Here is a 19,880-nt window from a genome sequence, read left to right as displayed (position 1 = left end):
TTTTATTATTCAAACTGCACTAATACTGGATAATGATCAGACAAATACCAATTTTCCACCCCGTTACAAACTTTAGCATCAACCGTTTTTACGGCTAATTCAGGAGAAACAAGAATATAATCAATTCGTTCCAGGCGAGACAACAATTGTGCCTCCGTTTCGTTATTAATTACTCCTAAAACCCGTCCAGGAAAACTTCCTCGTTCATCTAAATCTTGGGTATAATTTTTTACTACATCATACATAGGTATCGAAAGGAAAGATGATAACACTGAATAGTCTAAATCACCATTTATATCTATATTTCCATTTAACCCCTTATTTATATTATTTTGTTTTAAGCGATTTAGGAGGTCTCCCTCAGGTTCATAAAAAATGGCATCGAAAGGCGAATGCGCATTAAAATCACCAAGTACAATATATTTTTCATTATTCGATTTAATACGTTCTATTTTATCCAATAAAACTTTAGATTCTTCCCTTCTCTTATTAATGCTTCCTGGGTGAAGATGTACCACTATAAAATCGATATCAAGAATACTACAATGTAACGCTCCATGGTGCATCCCTTCCAGAATTTTTTCTTTCAAGCGAATTGGATACCTGGATGTTAACCCAACAGAATAACCTGTAGTTTTTAGTAAGACAGAGTATGCATGCCCCCAACTTTTAGCATCTTCCTTTAACTTTTCTGGAGTATAATTACACAATAATTCTTGTAAAGCCACTACTTCTGGCTGTTTTAAATTTACCCAGTGCTGTAGTTTCGCTCTCCGGATATTGTCTTTACTCCAATCAAAACCGTTCCAAATATTATAGGTCAATACTTTCAATTTCCCGGCATGATGTGGTGTTTCTTGCTTTCCTAAACTCAAAAGTTGATAAGCATTGAATAATCGATGACCATGCTCTATTAATCCCTTAGTGGTTAGATGAGTTGCATCGGCTTTAGGCAGTGCATACATACTTGAAAAAGTAATATTCTCATCGGATTCTGCTATGGATTTTTGAGCCTCAACCACCTGGGGTCTTTCTACCATAAAACCGTGTTGTTCATCAACGCCAAGAATAACTTTCAATTTTGGATTTTTAACTACTTCACTTCTTAGGTCTTCAATTAGCCGCCTCAAATTAGCCTTATATGCATTGGCATTATCATTACTGTCTCCATCAGATTCCCCCTGTATCCAAATGAATCCTCTAATAGTTATAGAATTCCCTTTATCTTTCAGATCCTTAATAGCCTTTTTTAAATCGGTAACCATATGATCATAAATACCTCCTTGCCCAGGAGACTTCCAGTCTCTGGCCAAACCTGTCGCTCCTCTAGTATATTTAAAGATGGCTGGATTATAACCGGCCTTTTTTAAATCACGGCTAAAACTGACCTCCGGTCCAAAGTGTCCCTTCGGATATCTTCCTTTTTGAGGTTGCATCTTCACCCATTTTCCATTAGAGCTTTCCTCTTCAAAAAAAGTCCAGTTTAATAAAATTGATGAATCCAAAGCCAGACTGTCGATAGGATATTCATTTGCATTACCTGTCCAACCTTGGGCATTGGACTGACCAGCCCATATAAAAAGATCTATTTTTTCCTGAGCACCAACAACAAAAATGGGTACTAATAGATAGAAAATAAAATATATAATTAATTTCATTTATTTTAATTTATCACCTTTATTATTAACATAGAAATATCTGATTCGACAAATATTACCTTTACTTTGCGGATTTTTTTCCTTTAACATTCTTATTTTTAAACTATGTTTCCCAAATTCCAATTCTGAACCTAAAGTAAAGTACCAGGGTATATGTAATCCGCTACTCCATTTTGTAAATAGATCTTGTTTTTTCCATTTACCATTATCAATGCAATATTCTATTATACCTGCGTCCGGTCCTGCAGCAATGGCTATTCCAACCGCATCCCCTTTAAATTTGTACTTATATTCTATTCCAAAGCTTTCGCTAACAAGCATGGGGACATTGGTGTAATTTGCTCTTGTTGCTTTTCCATCTTTAGGGTTCCAATTCGGCATAAAGTACCATCCCCTTTGTTGATTCAGCTTATATATAGGAATTAATTCTCCATATTGATAGTTTCCTCCGTGCAATGCTTTAGGCAAATTATAATCCAAAAGTTTACCTGAATTTGATATCTGTCCTGACCAAGCCTCTTCTAAAAATGCCTTTATTGAAGAAAAATAAATGCCCTGACCAAATGGGGAGGGGTGTAAATCTTTAAAATCGTCTTCCCAATTAAACTCTCCAGAATTAATTCTTTGGGTTACCTCTTTGGCAATATTAATAGATGAAATATTATAATGTATTGCTACACTTTCGTGATTTTTTATTACGCCTGGTTCCTTCCCTCGATTATAGGTATTTATCTTTGAAGTATCGGCAAAATGCAGTAGAACGATATCACATTTAGAATTATGACGACGCACATGTCTTACAATGCCCTCCATAGCTAACAGTTGTTCCTTGTCGGTTCTGAAATTAAGTGCATCATTAACTGCTGCCTCTTCAAAAATTAAATCTACTGGTCCATACTTAAAAACATCACGATCTAATCGAAAGGCAGCAGGTGTAGATCCCATCGAACTAATACCGGCTGAAATAAAATCGAAGGTGGTTTCTGGAAATCGATTTCTTAAATAGTTACATATAGAATCACGCCAACCACTATTATAAGTAATCGATCCCCCAACAAAAGCAACCCTTCCCTTACCTTCCTGTTTAAACTTTAAATAGGAATTACGAATACCTCCTCTTAAATAATGAAAATAAGTCCCATTACTTTGAATTTCGATTAATTTTAACCTCTCACCCAAAAGGTTTTGTTTAATTAAATTAACGCTTTTAGGATTTGAAAAACCAAACATTTTAGTTGTTAAAACAAAAAACATATTAAAAATTAAATATTTTAGTACAGGCATAAATATGATTTCTTAAACTGTTTTTAATTTATGTATAATTGAAAACCAAACATCAATAAAATAGAATCATACATTAGATGCTTATTCATTATTTTGTTCAATTTGAATATCCCAATCATCTGTCCGAAAACAGGATGCTGGCAATCCTGCCTTGTTATAAAGATTAGGTTCAGCCTTATTGTTCCATGCAAAACGGACCGCTAATGGATTTTTTATCTTATTATGCCAAACCATAACAATATCCCCTTTTATTTTAGCTCTAGCTTTTATGAAGATTTTATCGGCTCCACAAATTTCAAATTCAGTTAACTCATCTCCATTTTTCATTAGCCCATCCTCTGCATAATCAAAATAAATAACCATTTTTTGTCCTTCTTTTTTTACTTCACGATATATGGGCCCAGAGAAGGCCTTGCCTTTATCATTATAGTTTTTTGTTAAGGCCCATTGGGCAAGACGCTTGCCTACATCCTGTTTATTTTTTGGATGAATATTGTTAATATTTCCAATGTCACTCACAACAACCATCCCTGTATTATAAACATCTTTAAATGTTTTCAATTGCGCTTCCCTAATTAACACACCCGCATGTTTTTCCTTGTAATTAAAAGGGGCTATTTGAACAAAATAAAAAGGAAAATTGTAACCCCACTCTGCTCTCCAATTTTCAATGAGAGCTGACAACACATCTTTATAAATATGAGGAGACACCCTATTAGCTTCTCCTTGATACCAAATGGCTCCTGCAATTTTAAAGGGAATTAAAGGTGCAACCATGGCATTGAACATATATCCTGGTTCTGCAGTGTGCCATTTATTCTCTGTAAAATGTGTTTTCGACTCTACCAAGTGCGGCTTACTTTTTAAATAATTAGCATTAAACCAAACCTCAGCGCGAGTACCTCCCCAACTTGAATTAATCAAACCAATAGGTATATTAAGCTCTTTATGAAGTTCTCTTCCAAAAAAATAAGCTACAGCACTAAAGTCCTTCATGGTATTCGGAGAACATTCTGTCCAATTTCCTTTAGTGTCATTCTGACGACTAGCCGATTGATGCTTGGGCACATTGAACAGACGAATATTTGGGTAAACGGCATTATTAATCTCTTCCTTCGCATTTGTAATCCCATTTGATGCCGTCCACTCCATATTGGATTGCCCGGAAGCAATCCAAACTTCACCAATTAACACATTTGATAATATAATGGCTTCATGACCTTTAATGGTAACGGTATATGGTCCCCCTGCGTCAGGTGTAGGTAGCTGAACAGACCATTTCCCTTGATACGCATTTTGGGTTACCGGCACATTATCCCAACTACCAATTACTGTAATCGGTTCGATAGTTTCGCTAGTCCATCCCCAGATAGTCACAGATGTATTCCTCTGTAAAACCATACCATCAGAAATCACTGAAGACGTCCAAATCTTAGCAAAACTTGTATGCCCCCATACCAGCAAAAGCCCTAATAGAAATCGTTTCATTCCTAAATATTATTTATGTTAAAAACTTCAAACGAATTAATTTGAGGTGTCCCTTTAGATTCCTTGACCTTAAGGCGAACAGCTTTTAGTTCCATATCCTCAAACAAATGAATAAATTTATGTCCAATACAAGATCCTTCAAAAATGGACTCCCAGCCATTTTGGGTTTTTCCTTCCAATATAAATTGTCTTACGCGTTCCCCTTGAGTAATATCCTCCTTTAATACAATTTGATTTATGATTTGATTTTTTGGAAATTTAAGCGTTAACTCCTTATTCGTTCCTGACATAGTTGAAATTGGTCTAGAAAACCTTCGTTTAATCTCATTACCAAATTCCTTTAAGCGTTTCACATCCGGAGCCGGCATTAAACCCTCTGGGTTTGGGGTTACCCCTAAAATGAGTGTTGTATTGTGCCCCACAGAATTGTAATACTTGCTCACCAAATTATCCAATGAAAATAGAGTTTGTTCACGGTTTGGTTCCCAAAACCAATCATGTCCGCCATTACCTCGTAAAGGAGCATCACTCATGGCCGGCATATAATACATCCCATCTGGATCTCCAGTTTTTAACATCTCAAAATTATTAGCATAAATCTCTTGTTTAGCTGATTCTCCTGCTCCGGTTGAAGGATAGGGAAATGTTCCCCAACAAGGATAAGGAACCGTGCCAGATTCACTGCCACCCCAGCGCATATCGGCACGTTGCAAGTTATGGTAAAACAAACAATTCGGTTGGTACTTTTCAAAAACAGATAACACATCAGGCCCGCCTTGTTCCGGACCGTGGGCTCCTCCATCAAACCAAACCATAGCCCAATCGCCATAGTTCATAAAGATTTCTTTTACAATCTTTTCAATCATAGTATTGTAGTGTTTTTGTCTATTTTTAGCAAATTGATTATCTCCTTGTACTTTAAAATCATGAATACCATAATACGCATTCCACCGGGTCCCAATGTAAACACCTGGAAGTATACCGTACTTGTCGCAAGAAGCCTTAAAGTCTCTTAAAATGTCCCCCTTACCATCCTGCCATTTTAAGGCTTTCATACAATAAGGGGTCGCTTCACTTTGATGGAAAAAAAATCCAGTTTCATGACTCACTGTAAAAATGGCCATTTTAAATCCTCCATCTTTTAAAGATTTAATCCACTGGTCCATATCGTATTGCTCCGGATTAAAACTATTATAATCCTCAACAGGTGTAATCCGCGCTTTAGATTGTACATAGAATTTTCCATCAAAAACATGCATATCCCAACACACCAAGGCTGCTAATTCCGCATTTTGCCAGTCTAATTGAGCTTGGGTAGGAATAGGTATCTGATCATTATTGTGATGTTGGGCATACCCGACAATGGTAAATATTAATAACAGGAATTGTTGTAGTTGCGTTTTAAAATTCATTTGTATACTAATTATTGTATTTTTTTATTTTTAAACAAAAAGAAAAGAAGGCCCTTACCTAGATGTTAATTCATAACGAATTAAATAGCATTCATGTTTGTTTGGAACCATAGCTATTCCCCATTTTAATCCATCCCCGAAAACAACAGGATTAGTTAAATCAGGACGAAATGCTCCTGGTGCCACAGCACGTTCTTTTACCTTTACATTTAATTTATCAGACATAAAATCCACTCCATCCGGGGCATATTCGAAGGTTTCAGATAATGATGCAAAAGCAGCAACACCAGTACCTTCAGGCCAAATTAATACCTCATGACTTCTGTCTAGAATCGGATATCCCAATTTGGTAAATGGACCTTGTGGATCTTTTGAAAACGCAACCCCCATACAAGTATGAGAAGGGCCTCCATGCCCACTAACTAAAGAGCGGCCTTTATAATAAAGCCAGTAAAGTCCATTTCGTCGTATTAAAGAGGCGTCATCAACCCTGTAACTATCAAACATTTCTGGCTCAACACTTACTTTTAATACAGGGTCCTCTGAAATTCTCTTGAATGGTCCGGTTGGTGTATCAGACACAACAACACCTATAGCTGTAATATCGGATAAATTATTATTTTCAAATTCTTTGTTGATGTTTCCTGGTGTTGGCTTTACACCTGTATAATACAAATAGTATTTACCATTCGCATAAAGTATGTTTGGAGTAAAAACGGCATGTGAATCCCACTGCCCTTGTTTATCTACTTTTAACACCTCACCTACCTCAATCCATGAATATCCGGCATCTTGAGAAATTGCACACCAAATACTCGCACCCCAATATCCGGCTCCCCAATATTTGGGTTGAGCATCTGGAATTTTTGTATAATAAACAAAATACGAATCACCCACCTTTATAACATCACTAGGATCGCGACGTGTACATCCTTCTTCGTAACCTATTCCAGAAATTTCTTCGAAATCAAATTCAATTTTTGAAAATTTTTTTTTTAACGTATTCACGTCCTGTGCTATTAAAAAACACGATACCAAACACGATAAAATCGTAATTATAGTTTCTGTTATTCCTTTTACTTTCATCATTTAATTACTAAGGCTGTATTTATAATTTCTTCATAATTTTAATTTTACACATAATTAGTCTCACCTATTAATAAGTTGCTACTACCCCTTAAATGCAATGATGTTTAAACAATTGACATATTCTTATATTTTTAAAATTAAAGCAACTTACCCTTTTAATTTAGGCACATAATAATCCGTCAAAATTTATTTTCTAAAATTTCGATATAAAAATGAAAAATAATTATACGGATTCTATTACTAGAATAAATAGATATAATTGAAATTTAATCCAAATTTCGAATAAATTATTATCAACCAAACATTATTTTGAAGTAACCATACAGTAAGACGTATAGCTTACTGTATGGTATTCAACAACTCAATTAACTAAACTAACCTAAACTTTATATTTTTTTTAATCCCAACCTGGATTTTGTGTTAGGACATCTTCGGATTTTACAATTTCATTGGGCGGAATTGGAGCCCAGTAGGCCTTATTATTCCACTTTCTTGGTCCCCATTGTGGCTGAATGTCAACTGCAAAATGCTCATATGTTACTGTTATAGCATCACCAGTATTTCCGCCATCAGTTCTTATTATTTTTGTACCTTTAGGTTGCTTTTCAAACAATTCTTTACCCATCATCCATCTTCTTCCATCTTGCCATCTATGTCCCTCAAAGACAAGTTCGATTCGTCTTTCGTAATGGTAGGCTCTCCATAATTCGGCTCCTGTAACTGTATCGGAAATGGGAGGCATTTCAATTCCTGGTCTATTTCTAACTCTATTTAAAGCAGCTCTAGCTTCATCTTCATCTCCCAGTTGCAATTGTGCCTCGGCATAATTTAGCTCAAACTCCGCTAATCTGAAGTAGACCCATGGTGTAGTACTTTGCGTAGGGGCTCTACCATCGGCATATTTTCTAAAATTATAACCACCTTGAGAATTACAACCACCTCCAATAACACCGGCAATTGAGACATCAGCACCTATAGCTGATTGATCTTCTAACTGCCAATACTGTTGTACATGATCTGGTGTAGTTACCGATGAGAATGTAGAACCTTGAAAGAGTATACTTTTATAAAACCTTGGGTCTCGGTTAACATATGGATTTTGTTCATCATATCCCGAATTTGGGTTTACAGTAACTAAATCTTCCTCATAAGGATATTGCCCATCATTCATCTGATACGCATTTACTAAATCTTGAGTAGGTTGGACCATGGTATAACCTCCATGCGTACAACCTAAAATATGTCTTCCAGCACGTTCTCCAGGTTGTGGTAAAGCATCACTATAAGTTTTAGCAAAAATAGTAGAACTTGTATTTTGTGTTCCTTGTAAAAAGATATTTTCATAAGGGGTATTTAAATCATAATGATTTAAATCTAAAATAGCTTTGTTCGCATCACGTGCAGCTTCCCATTGCTGTTGGGAGCCGTTGCTACCATTATTATAAAGCGGACTTGCTAGGTATAACGTAAGTCTTCCTTTTAAGGCCATTGCTACATCCTTATTAATTCGTCCAACAATAGCTTCTGAACCCTTTTCTGGTAATTCGGTGATTGCCTTGTCTAATTCTCCTAATATAAATGCACCAACTTCTTGAATGGAACTTCTGGGAGGTATTTCACTTGCTGTTTCTAAATTATATGTCTCTGTAACAATAGGAACTCCTCCGTAAGTTCTTAATAAATCAAAATAAACCCACGATCTTATATATCGCATTTGACCGCTAAGGTCTAACAAAGTCGATTCGTCTAACGAATTTGGATTACCTTCTGTTTTTTCAAAAAACAAGTTGACATTTCTAATTGTGGAAAATGATGTACTCCATAAATTAGCAGTAAACCCTTCTCCTCTTGAAGAATTAAAATTATCTCCAACAAAATCGGTGTATATAGCATCACGCCCCTGACCATTATCGGTTATACCTTCGTCAGCTGGGTTTCTATGAAACTTGTCTCTAAAAGCTCTTCCGTAATTATTGTTTACGAAATTGGTAAGCAATGCTTCATCAGTAAAAACATCAAGTTCTGACAAAGATGTACTTGGTTTTAAATTTAAAAAGTCATCAGAGCAAGAAATAGTAATAATGCTTAATGTTATTATACTAAATAACTTATATATATATTTCATAATTATCTGTATTAATGTTATGGTTAAAATCCTAAGTTAAGACCAATAGTTATAGTTTTAAATGAAGGCTGATAGTGGAAGCTTCCACTAACAAATGCCTCTGGATCTCCTAGTTGGTAGTCATTGAATTTCGAAAATGTAAACAAATTATAGCCATTAGCATAAATTCTAGCATTATCTAAACCAATTTTATTCATGTATTTATTAGGAATAGTATAACCTAATTCTAAGGTTTTAATACGGACAAAAGAGGCATCTTTTTGAGTAACCGAGTTCATATCTCTACCTCTATTTAAGGCAGGAATGGTTCCTGGTTCAGCTTCATTATAATAAAGATTTTTAAAATAATATTCGGCTGTATTATTAATCTCACCTGCAATATAGAAATGTGTGAATTTCTTAACTTTTGCGTTCGCATGCGTATTAACTGTTAAATCAAAACCTTTATAACTAGCACTAATGTTAAGTCCCATTATAATTTGAGGTATCTCATTATAATCAGAAATTACTCGATCGTCAACATTTATTATACCATCATTATTAATATCTCTATAAATCCAGTCTCCTAATTGTACATTTCCCAAACCTAGTTTGTTGGGGTCATCTATATCGGCTTGTGATAAAAACCTACCTTCCACTACATACATTAGTGGTGTTCCCCAAGGTCTACCTTCTCTAGATTGATGAATCCGTGATTCTCCAAAATCTGGTTCATCAATAAATATAGTCTCATTTTTAGTTCTACTAAAGTTTGCTGAAATGTTATAATTAAAATCTCCTATATTATTTCTGTAAGTTGTTTGAATTTCAAAACCCTTGTTTTCAAATTCACCAAGATTTTCATTAGGAAGTTGACTGCCTATACCTGAAACATCTGTAACCGTAGCGTTTCTTGATATCAATATATCAGAAGTAATATATTTAAAGAAATCAAGTTCAAGGAATAGTTTTCTATCAAACATTCCAAACTCAAAACCAAGATTTCTTGTTTCCTTTTTCTCCCAAGTTGTATTTGGAGCAGCAAGTAAACCTTCTCTATTACCTCCGACTACAAGACTTCCATCAAAAACATATCCAGGAGCAAATTCATATAATGAAAGGTAGTTAAAACGTCCTATAGCGTCATTACCGAGAATACCCCAAGAACTACGTAACTTTAAATGCTCTATAAAAGAAACATTAAAAAATTCTTCTTTTGAAATTAACCAACCAGCAGATATACCTGGAAAATACCCTACACGTTCATTTTCTGAGAAACGTTCTGAAGCGTCACGTCTTAGATGAAATTGAAATAAATATTTCCCATCGTAATCATACGATATTTGTCCAAAATAATTTTGACGGGCGCTCTCGTTAGAGCTTCCATTATTTCGAATTAAATTTGGATCTGTTGTTCCTGCGAATAATTCAGGAACCGCCGTAGAATCAAAATCAAGACGTTGCGCTTGAATAAAATTTGATTTTAATTTATATTGTTCATAAGCAATAAACGCATCAATGTTATGTAAACCAAAGTTCTTGCTATAATTAAACCTTGCATTATACGTTAAACTGGTTGATCGATCGAAGCGCTCTGTTAATTGTGGTCTATTAACGGGTCTTCCTATTGCCTCATATTCAATCAAGTTTCCGTTAGCATCTTCATCGTAATAAATAAAAGGAACAAGCCAATCTTTACCATACTGTTGATTCGTTACAATATTTCCAAACATTTTAAATGTTAAACCATCAATTTTTGGTATATCATAATCAAGTCTTATCGTAGTTCCCAGAACATCAACAATATCTTTTCTATTTCCTTCAGATTTAGCAACAATTAATGCACTTTGATTAACACGTCCACCTGTTGGCATACCTTGAACATAGGCAGGCTGAAGTGGCGTTGTTAATCCCGTATTTCGAATATTGTCTTGTAATGACCGTGCCAGTAAAACTCTATCTTGTCTTCTTCCTGAAACATCAAAACTCAATTTTAATCTATCTGAAAGTTTCGCGTCAATATTACTTCTGAAATTATACTGCTTGTTACCTGATTGATTATCTCCAGTAACTTGACCTTCTTGAGAGACATATCCTAATGAAGCAAAATAATTTACAGTTTCTGATCCTCCAGAAGCTGTTAAACTATGTCTTTGTTGTCCACTTGTATTTTTAAGAACTTCATCTAACCAATCAGTACCTTTATTAGTTCCATCCAACCATGGTTCAATAACCTCTTCTGAAAACCCAAGCCCCTTTAACTGTAATGCAGCATTAGAATACTTAGGAACACTTATTGGAGAAACGAAGCCGTAACCCGTTGAAAAATTAAATTTTGGCTTCCCAATTTCACCTCTTTTAGTTGTGATTAATATTACACCACCTGCTGATTGTGCACCATAAATTGCTGCTGATGCATCTTTTAAAACTGTTACAGATTCAATGTCGTTTGGATCCAACCTATTAATCCCATCAGCATTTGCAACACCATCAATAACAATTAATGGGGCGTTAGCTCCTGTGATTGTAGAAAGACCTCGAACCAAAATGGTTGGTGTATCATTTCCTGGCTCAGAAATAGGTGTTGTTACCAATAATCCCGGAACTTGTCCTGTTAAACTAGTACCTAGTGTAGGTGTAGCTACTTTAACCAGATTATCTCCTTTTATTTGTGAAATTGCAGTAGTAACATTAGTCCTTTTTTGAGAGCCATATCCTGTAATAACGACTTCTTCCAATTTAGCAGTATCTTCTTCTAAAGAAATTGATAAATTCATTTGGCCATTAATTTCCACCTCTTGAGTTTTAAATCCAACAAATGAAACAACTAAAATTATATCACTACTTGAAACCTTTAAATTAAATTTACCATCAAAATCTGTTTGGACTCCGTTTTGAGTTCCCTTCTCCAAAATAGTTGCCCCAGGTAGAGGAATTCCATTATTATCTAGAACAATACCACTAACATTAAATGATTGATTGATTTTATTTTGCATTACTTGTCTTTGAGTAAGCAATATCTGTCTATCAAGTAAATCATATTTCACATTTGAGTCTCGAAATAATTCCTCTAAAACGAAATCAATCTTTTTATTTTTAATTTCAAGACTTACATTTTTTTTAACATCAATAGCGTCTGTTTCATATAAAAAACGAAATTCAGAAATAGATTCAATCTTATTAAAAACTTGTTCAATTGTTACATTATCAAGCTTCAAACTCAATTTTTTATTTTGAGAATAAGAGTCTGCATGAACTTTTAACAAAGAAATTATCAATAATAGTGTTGTCAATTTCATTTTCAAGTCAAATTTTAGGCATAGACTAGGAGGCCATACCATAGTAAAGCTTTTTTTCATAATTTTGTGTTGGTTTAAATAATTGTTACTTAGGTTATTTAATTCATTCTTACAGACCGAAAAATGCTGGAACCATTTTTCGGTTTTTTTCGTAAAATGAATCTTTGGTTTTTAGTTTTAATAGTTGTTTTTTAATTCATAATAATTTAAAATATTAGTTAATTTCTACTTGGTCTTCTCTTATATTAAATTTAAAAGGATGTATTTTACTCATCGCAGTTAAAATATCGTATATTGATTCATGATCTACATTAAAGCTTGCATTAAAATGTTTTTCCAAAATTTCAGAATTTTTAACTTTAAATGAAACATTATAGCGACGCTCTAATTTCTTTATCATATTACCGAAGGCTGAATTTCTAAAAACAATCTCTCCATTTATCCAAGCTGTAAAAACATTAACGTCGACCGGATGAACTGTTTTACTTTTATTTTCCTTATTCCAAGCACCTTTAAATCCGGGTTTTAACAAAATACTTTCAGCTTTTTCAGTATCGAAAGACATCTGAACAGATCCTTCAACCAATACCGTAGAAATTTCTTCATCTTCTTCAAAAGAAGAAAAGTTAAATTCTGTCCCTAAAACCTCAACCGATACATTTTCGGAAGTTACAATAAATGGATGATGGGTATCTTTTGCCACCTTAAAATAGGCCTCTCCTTTACTAATAAATACTTGTCGAGTATTGTCCTTTATAAATTTAACCGGGTATTTAATTCTTGTCCCTGCATTTAAATAAACCTCTGTTCCATCAGATAATTCCAAAGTAAAAACTCTGTTTCCAAAAGGAACCTCCAATTCATTATATATTAAATCATCTAAATCAAGAGTGCTCGTATAACTAATTTTGTTACCAGACTGAATACCAACCGATATGCCATTAGCTATAACAACTTCTTCAGTGTTGTTTGCATCTATTAATTTCTCCTGTGAATCTGTTATTAATTTTATGCCATTATTGCTTTGAAAATCATGGTTTGTTATTGAATCTTTACTTTGGCTTTTTTCAAGTGATATTTGATTATTTACGAAATAAAAAATTGCTAAAAACCCAACAAATAATGCAGCATATTTATACACCTTTTTCCATAAAGGATATTTTGATATATCATTTCCCAAAATTTCTTTCTGTAGATGCCCCCATTCTTTATCTGTATCTATTGATTCAAGAAAAATTATGGTCCTTTCAACAAAATTATCATTTATAATTTTTTCAATAAGCTCCTTATCTAAATCAGATAATTCATTGATTGCATTTTGATCAATTTTTTTTGAATTGGAATAGCTTAATAATATTTGTTTTATCTTTTTTATTGACGACATAACGATGTGCTCTTTTACTATATGTTAAATATTTTATAAAAAAGGGTGACAATAATTATTATTTTTTTTGTGACGATTAAAAAAAATCAATACTTTGCATCCAATCAATAGGAAATCTTTAATATATAATTTTATATTTTCGCATAAAGATTAAAGTAAAATGAAACAATCGGAGAAAAAATTATCATCTATTTTTGAGGATAGATTTCGGGAATTTCATTCGTTATTATGTCTTGTATCCTTCAGTATCACCAAAGATTCCGATATTGCCAAAGATATTGTTCAGGATTTTTTCATTTCGTATTGGCAAAAAAAAGAAAGTCTTTTAATTAAATCATCGTTCGAATACTATGCACGAAAAGCAGTGAAAAACTTAAGTCTGCAATTTGTGCAAAAAAATGAAAAGACAAAAAAACGTATTGATGAAATTGCTCCTAGAGAATTATACGTTTTGCCTGAACAAAATGAAAAGGATGACACTTTAGAAAAACAACTTAATGAATTAATAAAACAATTACCTGAAAGTCGAAGAAATGTATTTATATCTGCCATTGTTCATGGTAAAAGTTATGCTTCAATTGCGGAAGAAAACAATATTTCTGTTAATACAGTAAAAACACAAATAAAAAGAGCTTATGCGTTTCTTCGTGAAGAACTACCCAAAGAAAAAGCCTTTATCTTGTTCATTGTTTTTTCATTAATTAAAAATTAATTAAATGAAATTCATTTTTATTGTATTTTTTGTATTACTAAATTCTACTTTAAGTTTTGCTTCTCATATAGATACTCTATTAATTGAAAGTCCTTCAATGAATAAAACAATATCCAACATTGTAATTTTACCTAATAAATACACAACACAAAAAAAATTTCCGGTTTTATATCTTCTTCACGGAGCTACGGACGATTACAAATCATGGTTAACTAATTTTCCTCAATTAGAAAAATTTGCAGATAAATATAGTATGATTATTGTGTGTCCAGACGGCGGTTACACAAGTTGGTATTTTGACAGTCCGATACAAGAGGATATAAAATATGAAACTTATGTCACCTATGAATTAATAAGCTTTATTGATAAAAAATATAAAACTATACCCAACAGAACAGGCAGAGCAATAACTGGGTTAAGTATGGGTGGTCATGGGGCATTTTACCTTTCATTTAAGCACCAAGACATATGGGGGGCTGCAGGAAGTATGAGTGGAGGTTTAGATATAAGACCTTTTCCTAATAACTGGGATATAAGCCTTCGCTTAGGAAAATATTCTCTAAACACTGAATTATGGGAAGAAAATACGGTAATCAATATGCTACACCTATTGGATAACAATAATTTAAAACTCATATTTGACTGTGGTACAGATGATTTTTTCTATGATGCTAATGAAAGGTTTCATCAAAAACTTGTAGATAATGAAATCCCGCATGATTATATAGTACGACCAGGAAAACACAATTGGGAATATTGGTCTAATTCAATACAATATCAATTTATTTTTTTTAATAATTTCTTCAAAAAAAAATATAAGTAACTGCAAGATAAAAATTAAACTAAAAAATACAATTATTAAATACATTCGTAAATCGAATAATTGTATTCTTTAGCATTAATTGTAGTTTATTTAAATAATTGTTTAATGATTCCTGCTACGAAATTTTAAAAAATTTCTATGCAACGGAATCTTTTTTTATTAAATTGCCTTAAATTATTTATTTAACCCAGAGGTTAAATCTGCATACGGTTTTGCATACGATTTTATAAAAATATAGCTTGGGAACCCCAGTAAATGTGTTTTGCTGAACACGACTGTTGAGTTCATAACCCGGAGGTCGCGGGATCGTGTCCTGCTGTCGACACAAAATTTAATCGCTTCAAAAGCAACAATTTAACTAAATGAATCGGATAAACTGATCATATTGTTAATACCAAAAAAATTAGAAATTATGAACTGTATGGTTTTAGTGCTTTCTTATTTTACTAAATAAATTTTTATAACTTAACAAATCCTTTTACAATTTAATTGCGTACACCAATCTTACATTAGCATATGTTCCATTACTAAAATTAGAGTTTTTATTTAATTGAGTTCTATCATCTCCAATTGTTACAAGTGGTAATGCTAGATCAATTTTATCATCTTGACTATACTGATTGTAGCTTCTTCCTAAAGAATACCCATATCTACCTTCTAAATGAATTCCATCCACAATTTTATACCTAAAAAACAAACCTAACTCAATGCTTTTTCTTTCTATATAATCTTTCTGATAAGCTTCTTTTCCTAAACGATAGGAAGTTACCAATCCGAAATGTTGTATTCCCAAATTTATTTTTTCGTTTACTTTGTATTTAACTTTAGAGTAAATAGGAAGTAATCCTGACATAGACCATCTTTCAGAAATTTTCCATTCAAGGTTCAATAAAGGAGTAACATTAGGACCAAATACTTCCTGGTTATACAATACTCCATAACCGATTTTTAATCTTTGGTGATACATTTTTTCATAAATAAATGTCCCTCCAAATTGGAAGTGTTTATTATCTATATTTTTGAAATCAGTCATTAGCCTGGGAATAAAAACTACCTGAATAGAATTGCCATTTGAAAGTTTCTGAATCAATCCTGTTCTTAAAATAAGTCCATAAACATTAATTGGGTTAGCAATATGATCAGCCATCTCAATATCATTATTGACATTCCAATGCATATAGTTGGCACTATTATACCAAATTTGTTTTTCGTTCAATGCGATTGGAACAACTAAATTAACCATGGTTCCTCTTTCTGTTGTTTTTCCGGTATAAGTAGATTCGGATTCAAAAGGTTGTGGTGTACCAAAATGTCGAGATATTGTTAAAATATCAAATGTCTCTTGAGCATTAGCCAATGACACCGACCCAATAACCAATAATATAACTAAAATTCTTTTCATATTAACTTTTTTGAATTTGTCAGATTACTTGTTTTTTGACTTTAAAAAATTAATTTTTCAATATTATATAGATTTGCAGCATTAAACCCGAAGGCATGTATATGATTTATTATTTGTACCAACAATTAACTTTCTAAAAATGTAACGAACAAAAGGAATTTCCGTAGAATTTTCCACGTAAGTAAGATTCCGGCAATCATTTTTAGACGTTATAAGTAAATGTATTTATTTCTGTTTTTCGATTACAAATAAAAATTCTGTGTTATAATAATAATCAACAGGAATACCGTTTCTTTTGGCAGGTATTATTTTATAATTAATTGATTTAATAATCCTGTCAATTTCCATTTTTATAATTTTATTAGGAGCTAGAGAATTTATTTTAAATACACTTCCGTTCGTATCAATTGAGAATCTTGGGTAAACTCTTATTTCACCTCTCTTTTTTTGTTTTTCAATAGTACTAAGAGCAATATTATTTAGGATAAAGTCTTTTAAACATTTGTAATTACAGCTCGAACGTTTGGTATGACGCTCTTCAGGTGAGCAACCTTTAAATATCGGAAGTTCATCACATACAATGTTTGTGCTAGCCATTATTATAGCCTGTTTGTTCTTTCGGGTAAATAATTGAACGCTATTTATTCCTGTGCGGTTTTTATTAGTAATCTTTAATTTATCTAACGGATAATGAATAAAAATATCTTTTATTTTTTTATTAAGTTCCAAATTTCCTGTATTTACAGATACATTACGATATTTATCTTTTTCATTAATCTGGAAGGTTAACCTTATTGTATAATCAAAGAAATTTGATTTAAATGGATCTGTATTTAATTTATAAGAAGCTTTTATTTTATTAAAGTCAATTTTATTTAAATCCTTTTGGGTTATATGTTGGGCTAAGTATTGCGACAAATCACTTTTTTCATCAGGTTTAGATAGGTTTTGAAATAATTGTTTTTCTTTATAAGAAATTAGCGAGTATTCTTGTTTAGTGAAATAGCTGCTTTTTTTCTCCATGTATATCCGATCAGAAATTGCTTCCGAAGCCCTATTTTGTAAATCAGTTTTATTCCTAATTTGGGAGTAGTTATTGATAGAATATGCTAACAAAGCAATAAACAATATTTTCCTTTTCATTTTTTAACTGACTTTACATTTTAAAAATTTGCCAAAAGTTTGACTGTAGTTTTGGTGTGAAATCGTCCGCAGGACTATTCCGAATAGAAATCAGTTTAAATATAGTTTTTACTTTCGGTTTTTTCAACATCGCCAAGCTCAATTATAGCTATTATTGTGAGTAGGCTTTTTATTTATATTGTTTAGCGAATGACATCTAACGATTATGTTTGGTAAATTCCGTATCCTAAAATACAAAATATTGGTTTATTAATCGAATCCTAAAACGGGTTGCTAAAATAGGTTATATTGCATTAACAAAAACACATAACAACCTATTCTAGAACTCATTATATTAAATTATTTGGAATAATTAAAAGTTTATTATTCTTTAAATTATTGCACAAATAAATTGGTTTCGGTTAAAAATCTTATTACTTATTAAATGATTTTTTAATATCTTGTATTTCCCGCTTCTAGAAATGATGTTTAAATTGGGGTAAGCAAGAAAAAAGCATAACCTTAAGTAACCTTTTGTATTAATATTAATCTAAAATATTCAACACAGATGAAAATATTATCGCTATGCTTTTTGAAGGTTTTACTATCTTTTGTTGGTTATGCTCAGCAGGCAGAAATCGTTGTTTTTAGGCACGACTTGCGATGGGTAGATGAAACCAAGTTTCCAAACTTTTTCCTATATGATGAAGTACGAGACACTATTTTTAATGCTACAAAGCATGAGCTATCCCATTACCTTGGGTTAACGGAAATTAAACTTCCCGAAAATGTTTCCTATAAAATAATTAACGGGTTTGGAAATCAAAAAGTTAAACTACCTAAGACAAATCCGAAAAATGACTATGAAGTGGGGATATATTCTTTTATTACCAGAGGGACTGTGGGATATTCAATTTTATGGAAGTTCAACATAGTTATTAAAAAGGCAGGGAAAGAAATACTAGCAAAGGAAGTTGTACACGAACTTGAATATTTCAATGCGTCAGGTTACCTCACTACAAGAAAATGGCTTGAACCAGATCAATTTCGAGATATTTTTATTCGAATGCTACAAGAATCTTTGGGCGTTTTACCATCTTCCAATGAAGTCATTGTTATCGGCTCTTTAGATGAACAAGAAAGAAAAGCACAAGCACTTTTTAGGGAATCCACCCGACATATACTCAAGATAGATGGAAGATGGCGTGTTGCTGGCAATTTTGCGGCTCAATTAGAATCACCTGTTGATACAGTTATAGCATTACGATTTAATGAAAAGTTGAGTTGGGAATTTCCCAAACCGTCATTTTCAGGGGTTCTTGCCGGATTATTTTCTCAAACAACAGGTATTGAAGTAGTTACTGAAAATATGATCGATTATGAGAAGACAGGGAGGCTCATTTTTTCTGACGGAGATGAACTAGGTATATTGCTCAAATGGATTGAGATTGAAAGTAGTTCGACTTTTAGCGATGAAGACTTTTCACAAAGAATTTTAGACCCTTTAATAGCTGAGATATATAGTAAAGACAAACAAATAGGGTATTTTGTTTATACACAGGAAGAAATAGTATATTCCACCGAAAAGACGAAAAAAGCTTTTAATAGTTTTAACGGTTTTCAAATTAAAAACTCTTTAGGTATTGAACAAAAACACCGAATAGTGGGAGAATTATTTGAAAGCCCCATATTTGCCGAATATAATGAAAGCCTCGGGATTATTGAGGTTATAAGTGGAGAAGACTTATTAGGGGCCATGGTCGTCGATAACTTAAATCCCGATAATCGATCCATATCTGACGAGACCTTGTCTAAAAATAAAAAAATTGTTAGTGGTGTTAAATTAAGTAAGTCTTCGTTGGAAAAAACGAAAACAGTAGAATGGTATCCGATTTATTTGCCAAATGATTATTCTGCTGAGTCTGAAAAAATGTGTATTGAAACCTTAATTTTTTTGTTTTTTGGAATTGGGAATATGTAATCAAAAAAAGTTTAAAGTTTTTATGATGGCTGAAATTTTATGTGATGAAGAAAACATAATCTTGGATTTTCTTTTGCCATTTTATAATACGAAAAACGAGATAAGCAATTTACTTTATTTGC

At 32.7% G+C, this 19,880-nt stretch carries 13 protein-coding genes; 3 read left to right on the top strand and 10 right to left on the bottom strand.

Annotated features, from left to right (window positions below):
- Positions 1-5 precede the first annotated feature (5 nt).
- The 8 genes from ICJ83_RS05710 to ICJ83_RS05675 all read right to left on the bottom strand — a co-directional run bounded on the left by ICJ83_RS05710 (position 6) and on the right by ICJ83_RS05675 (position 13,718).
- On the bottom strand, positions 6-1,658 hold the full coding sequence (locus ICJ83_RS05710) for a sialate O-acetylesterase (protein WP_188229416.1): 1,653 nt from the start codon (positions 1,656-1,658) through the stop codon (positions 6-8).
- Positions 1,659-2,942: an SGNH/GDSL hydrolase family protein gene (locus ICJ83_RS05705; protein WP_188229415.1), complete on the bottom strand. Its 1,284-nt coding sequence runs from the start codon at positions 2,940-2,942 to the stop codon at positions 1,659-1,661.
- Between the two features lie 81 nt (positions 2,943-3,023).
- Entirely contained in the window at positions 3,024-4,430 is a 1,407-nt protein-coding gene (locus ICJ83_RS05700; RefSeq protein ID WP_188229414.1) for a sialate O-acetylesterase, read from the bottom strand.
- A gap of 2 nt (positions 4,431-4,432) precedes the next feature.
- Positions 4,433-5,842 (bottom strand): alpha-L-fucosidase, encoded by a 1,410-nt coding sequence (locus ICJ83_RS05695; protein WP_188229413.1) that lies wholly within the window; start codon positions 5,840-5,842, stop codon positions 4,433-4,435.
- Between the two features lie 54 nt (positions 5,843-5,896).
- Entirely contained in the window at positions 5,897-6,931 is a 1,035-nt protein-coding gene (locus ICJ83_RS05690) for a family 43 glycosylhydrolase (protein WP_188229412.1), read from the bottom strand.
- A gap of 397 nt (positions 6,932-7,328) precedes the next feature.
- Positions 7,329-9,056, bottom strand: coding sequence for a RagB/SusD family nutrient uptake outer membrane protein (locus ICJ83_RS05685; RefSeq protein ID WP_188229411.1), 1,728 nt, complete (start codon positions 9,054-9,056; stop codon positions 7,329-7,331).
- A gap of 23 nt (positions 9,057-9,079) precedes the next feature.
- Positions 9,080-12,253: a TonB-dependent receptor gene (locus tag ICJ83_RS05680; protein WP_188229410.1), complete on the bottom strand. Its 3,174-nt coding sequence runs from the start codon at positions 12,251-12,253 to the stop codon at positions 9,080-9,082.
- Positions 12,254-12,548: 295 nt separating this feature from the next.
- Positions 12,549-13,718: a FecR family protein gene (locus ICJ83_RS05675; RefSeq protein WP_188229409.1), complete on the bottom strand. Its 1,170-nt coding sequence runs from the start codon at positions 13,716-13,718 to the stop codon at positions 12,549-12,551.
- A gap of 160 nt (positions 13,719-13,878) precedes the next feature.
- Between ICJ83_RS05675 and ICJ83_RS05670 the strand changes: the two genes are divergently transcribed.
- The gene (locus tag ICJ83_RS05670) at positions 13,879-14,430 is read left to right on the top strand and encodes an RNA polymerase sigma-70 factor (RefSeq protein ID WP_188229408.1); all 552 of its coding nucleotides are present in this window, start codon (positions 13,879-13,881) and stop codon (positions 14,428-14,430) included.
- 4 nt (positions 14,431-14,434) lie between these two features.
- A complete protein-coding gene (locus ICJ83_RS05665) occupies positions 14,435-15,253 on the top strand; it encodes an alpha/beta hydrolase (protein WP_188229407.1) in 819 nt (272 codons plus the stop codon).
- A gap of 478 nt (positions 15,254-15,731) precedes the next feature.
- Here ICJ83_RS05665 and ICJ83_RS05660 read toward each other — a convergent pair whose 3' ends face one another.
- Together ICJ83_RS05660 and ICJ83_RS05655 are read right to left on the bottom strand one after the other, a co-directional pair.
- The gene (locus tag ICJ83_RS05660; RefSeq protein ID WP_188229406.1) at positions 15,732-16,655 is read right to left on the bottom strand and encodes a DUF6268 family outer membrane beta-barrel protein; all 924 of its coding nucleotides are present in this window, start codon (positions 16,653-16,655) and stop codon (positions 15,732-15,734) included.
- 225 nt (positions 16,656-16,880) lie between these two features.
- Positions 16,881-17,798: a hypothetical protein gene (locus tag ICJ83_RS05655; protein WP_188229405.1), complete on the bottom strand. Its 918-nt coding sequence runs from the start codon at positions 17,796-17,798 to the stop codon at positions 16,881-16,883.
- Between the two features lie 547 nt (positions 17,799-18,345).
- Between ICJ83_RS05655 and ICJ83_RS05650 the strand changes: the two genes are divergently transcribed.
- Entirely contained in the window at positions 18,346-19,758 is a 1,413-nt protein-coding gene (locus ICJ83_RS05650) for a hypothetical protein (protein ID WP_188229404.1), read from the top strand.
- Positions 19,759-19,880 lie beyond the last annotated feature (122 nt).

This window comes from Aestuariibaculum sediminum (genome assembly GCF_014596945.1).
Taxonomy (GTDB): domain Bacteria; phylum Bacteroidota; class Bacteroidia; order Flavobacteriales; family Flavobacteriaceae; genus Aestuariibaculum; species Aestuariibaculum sediminum.
The sequence above is the reverse complement of the archived record's forward strand: the minus strand, read 5'-3'. Positions and strand labels throughout refer to the sequence as shown.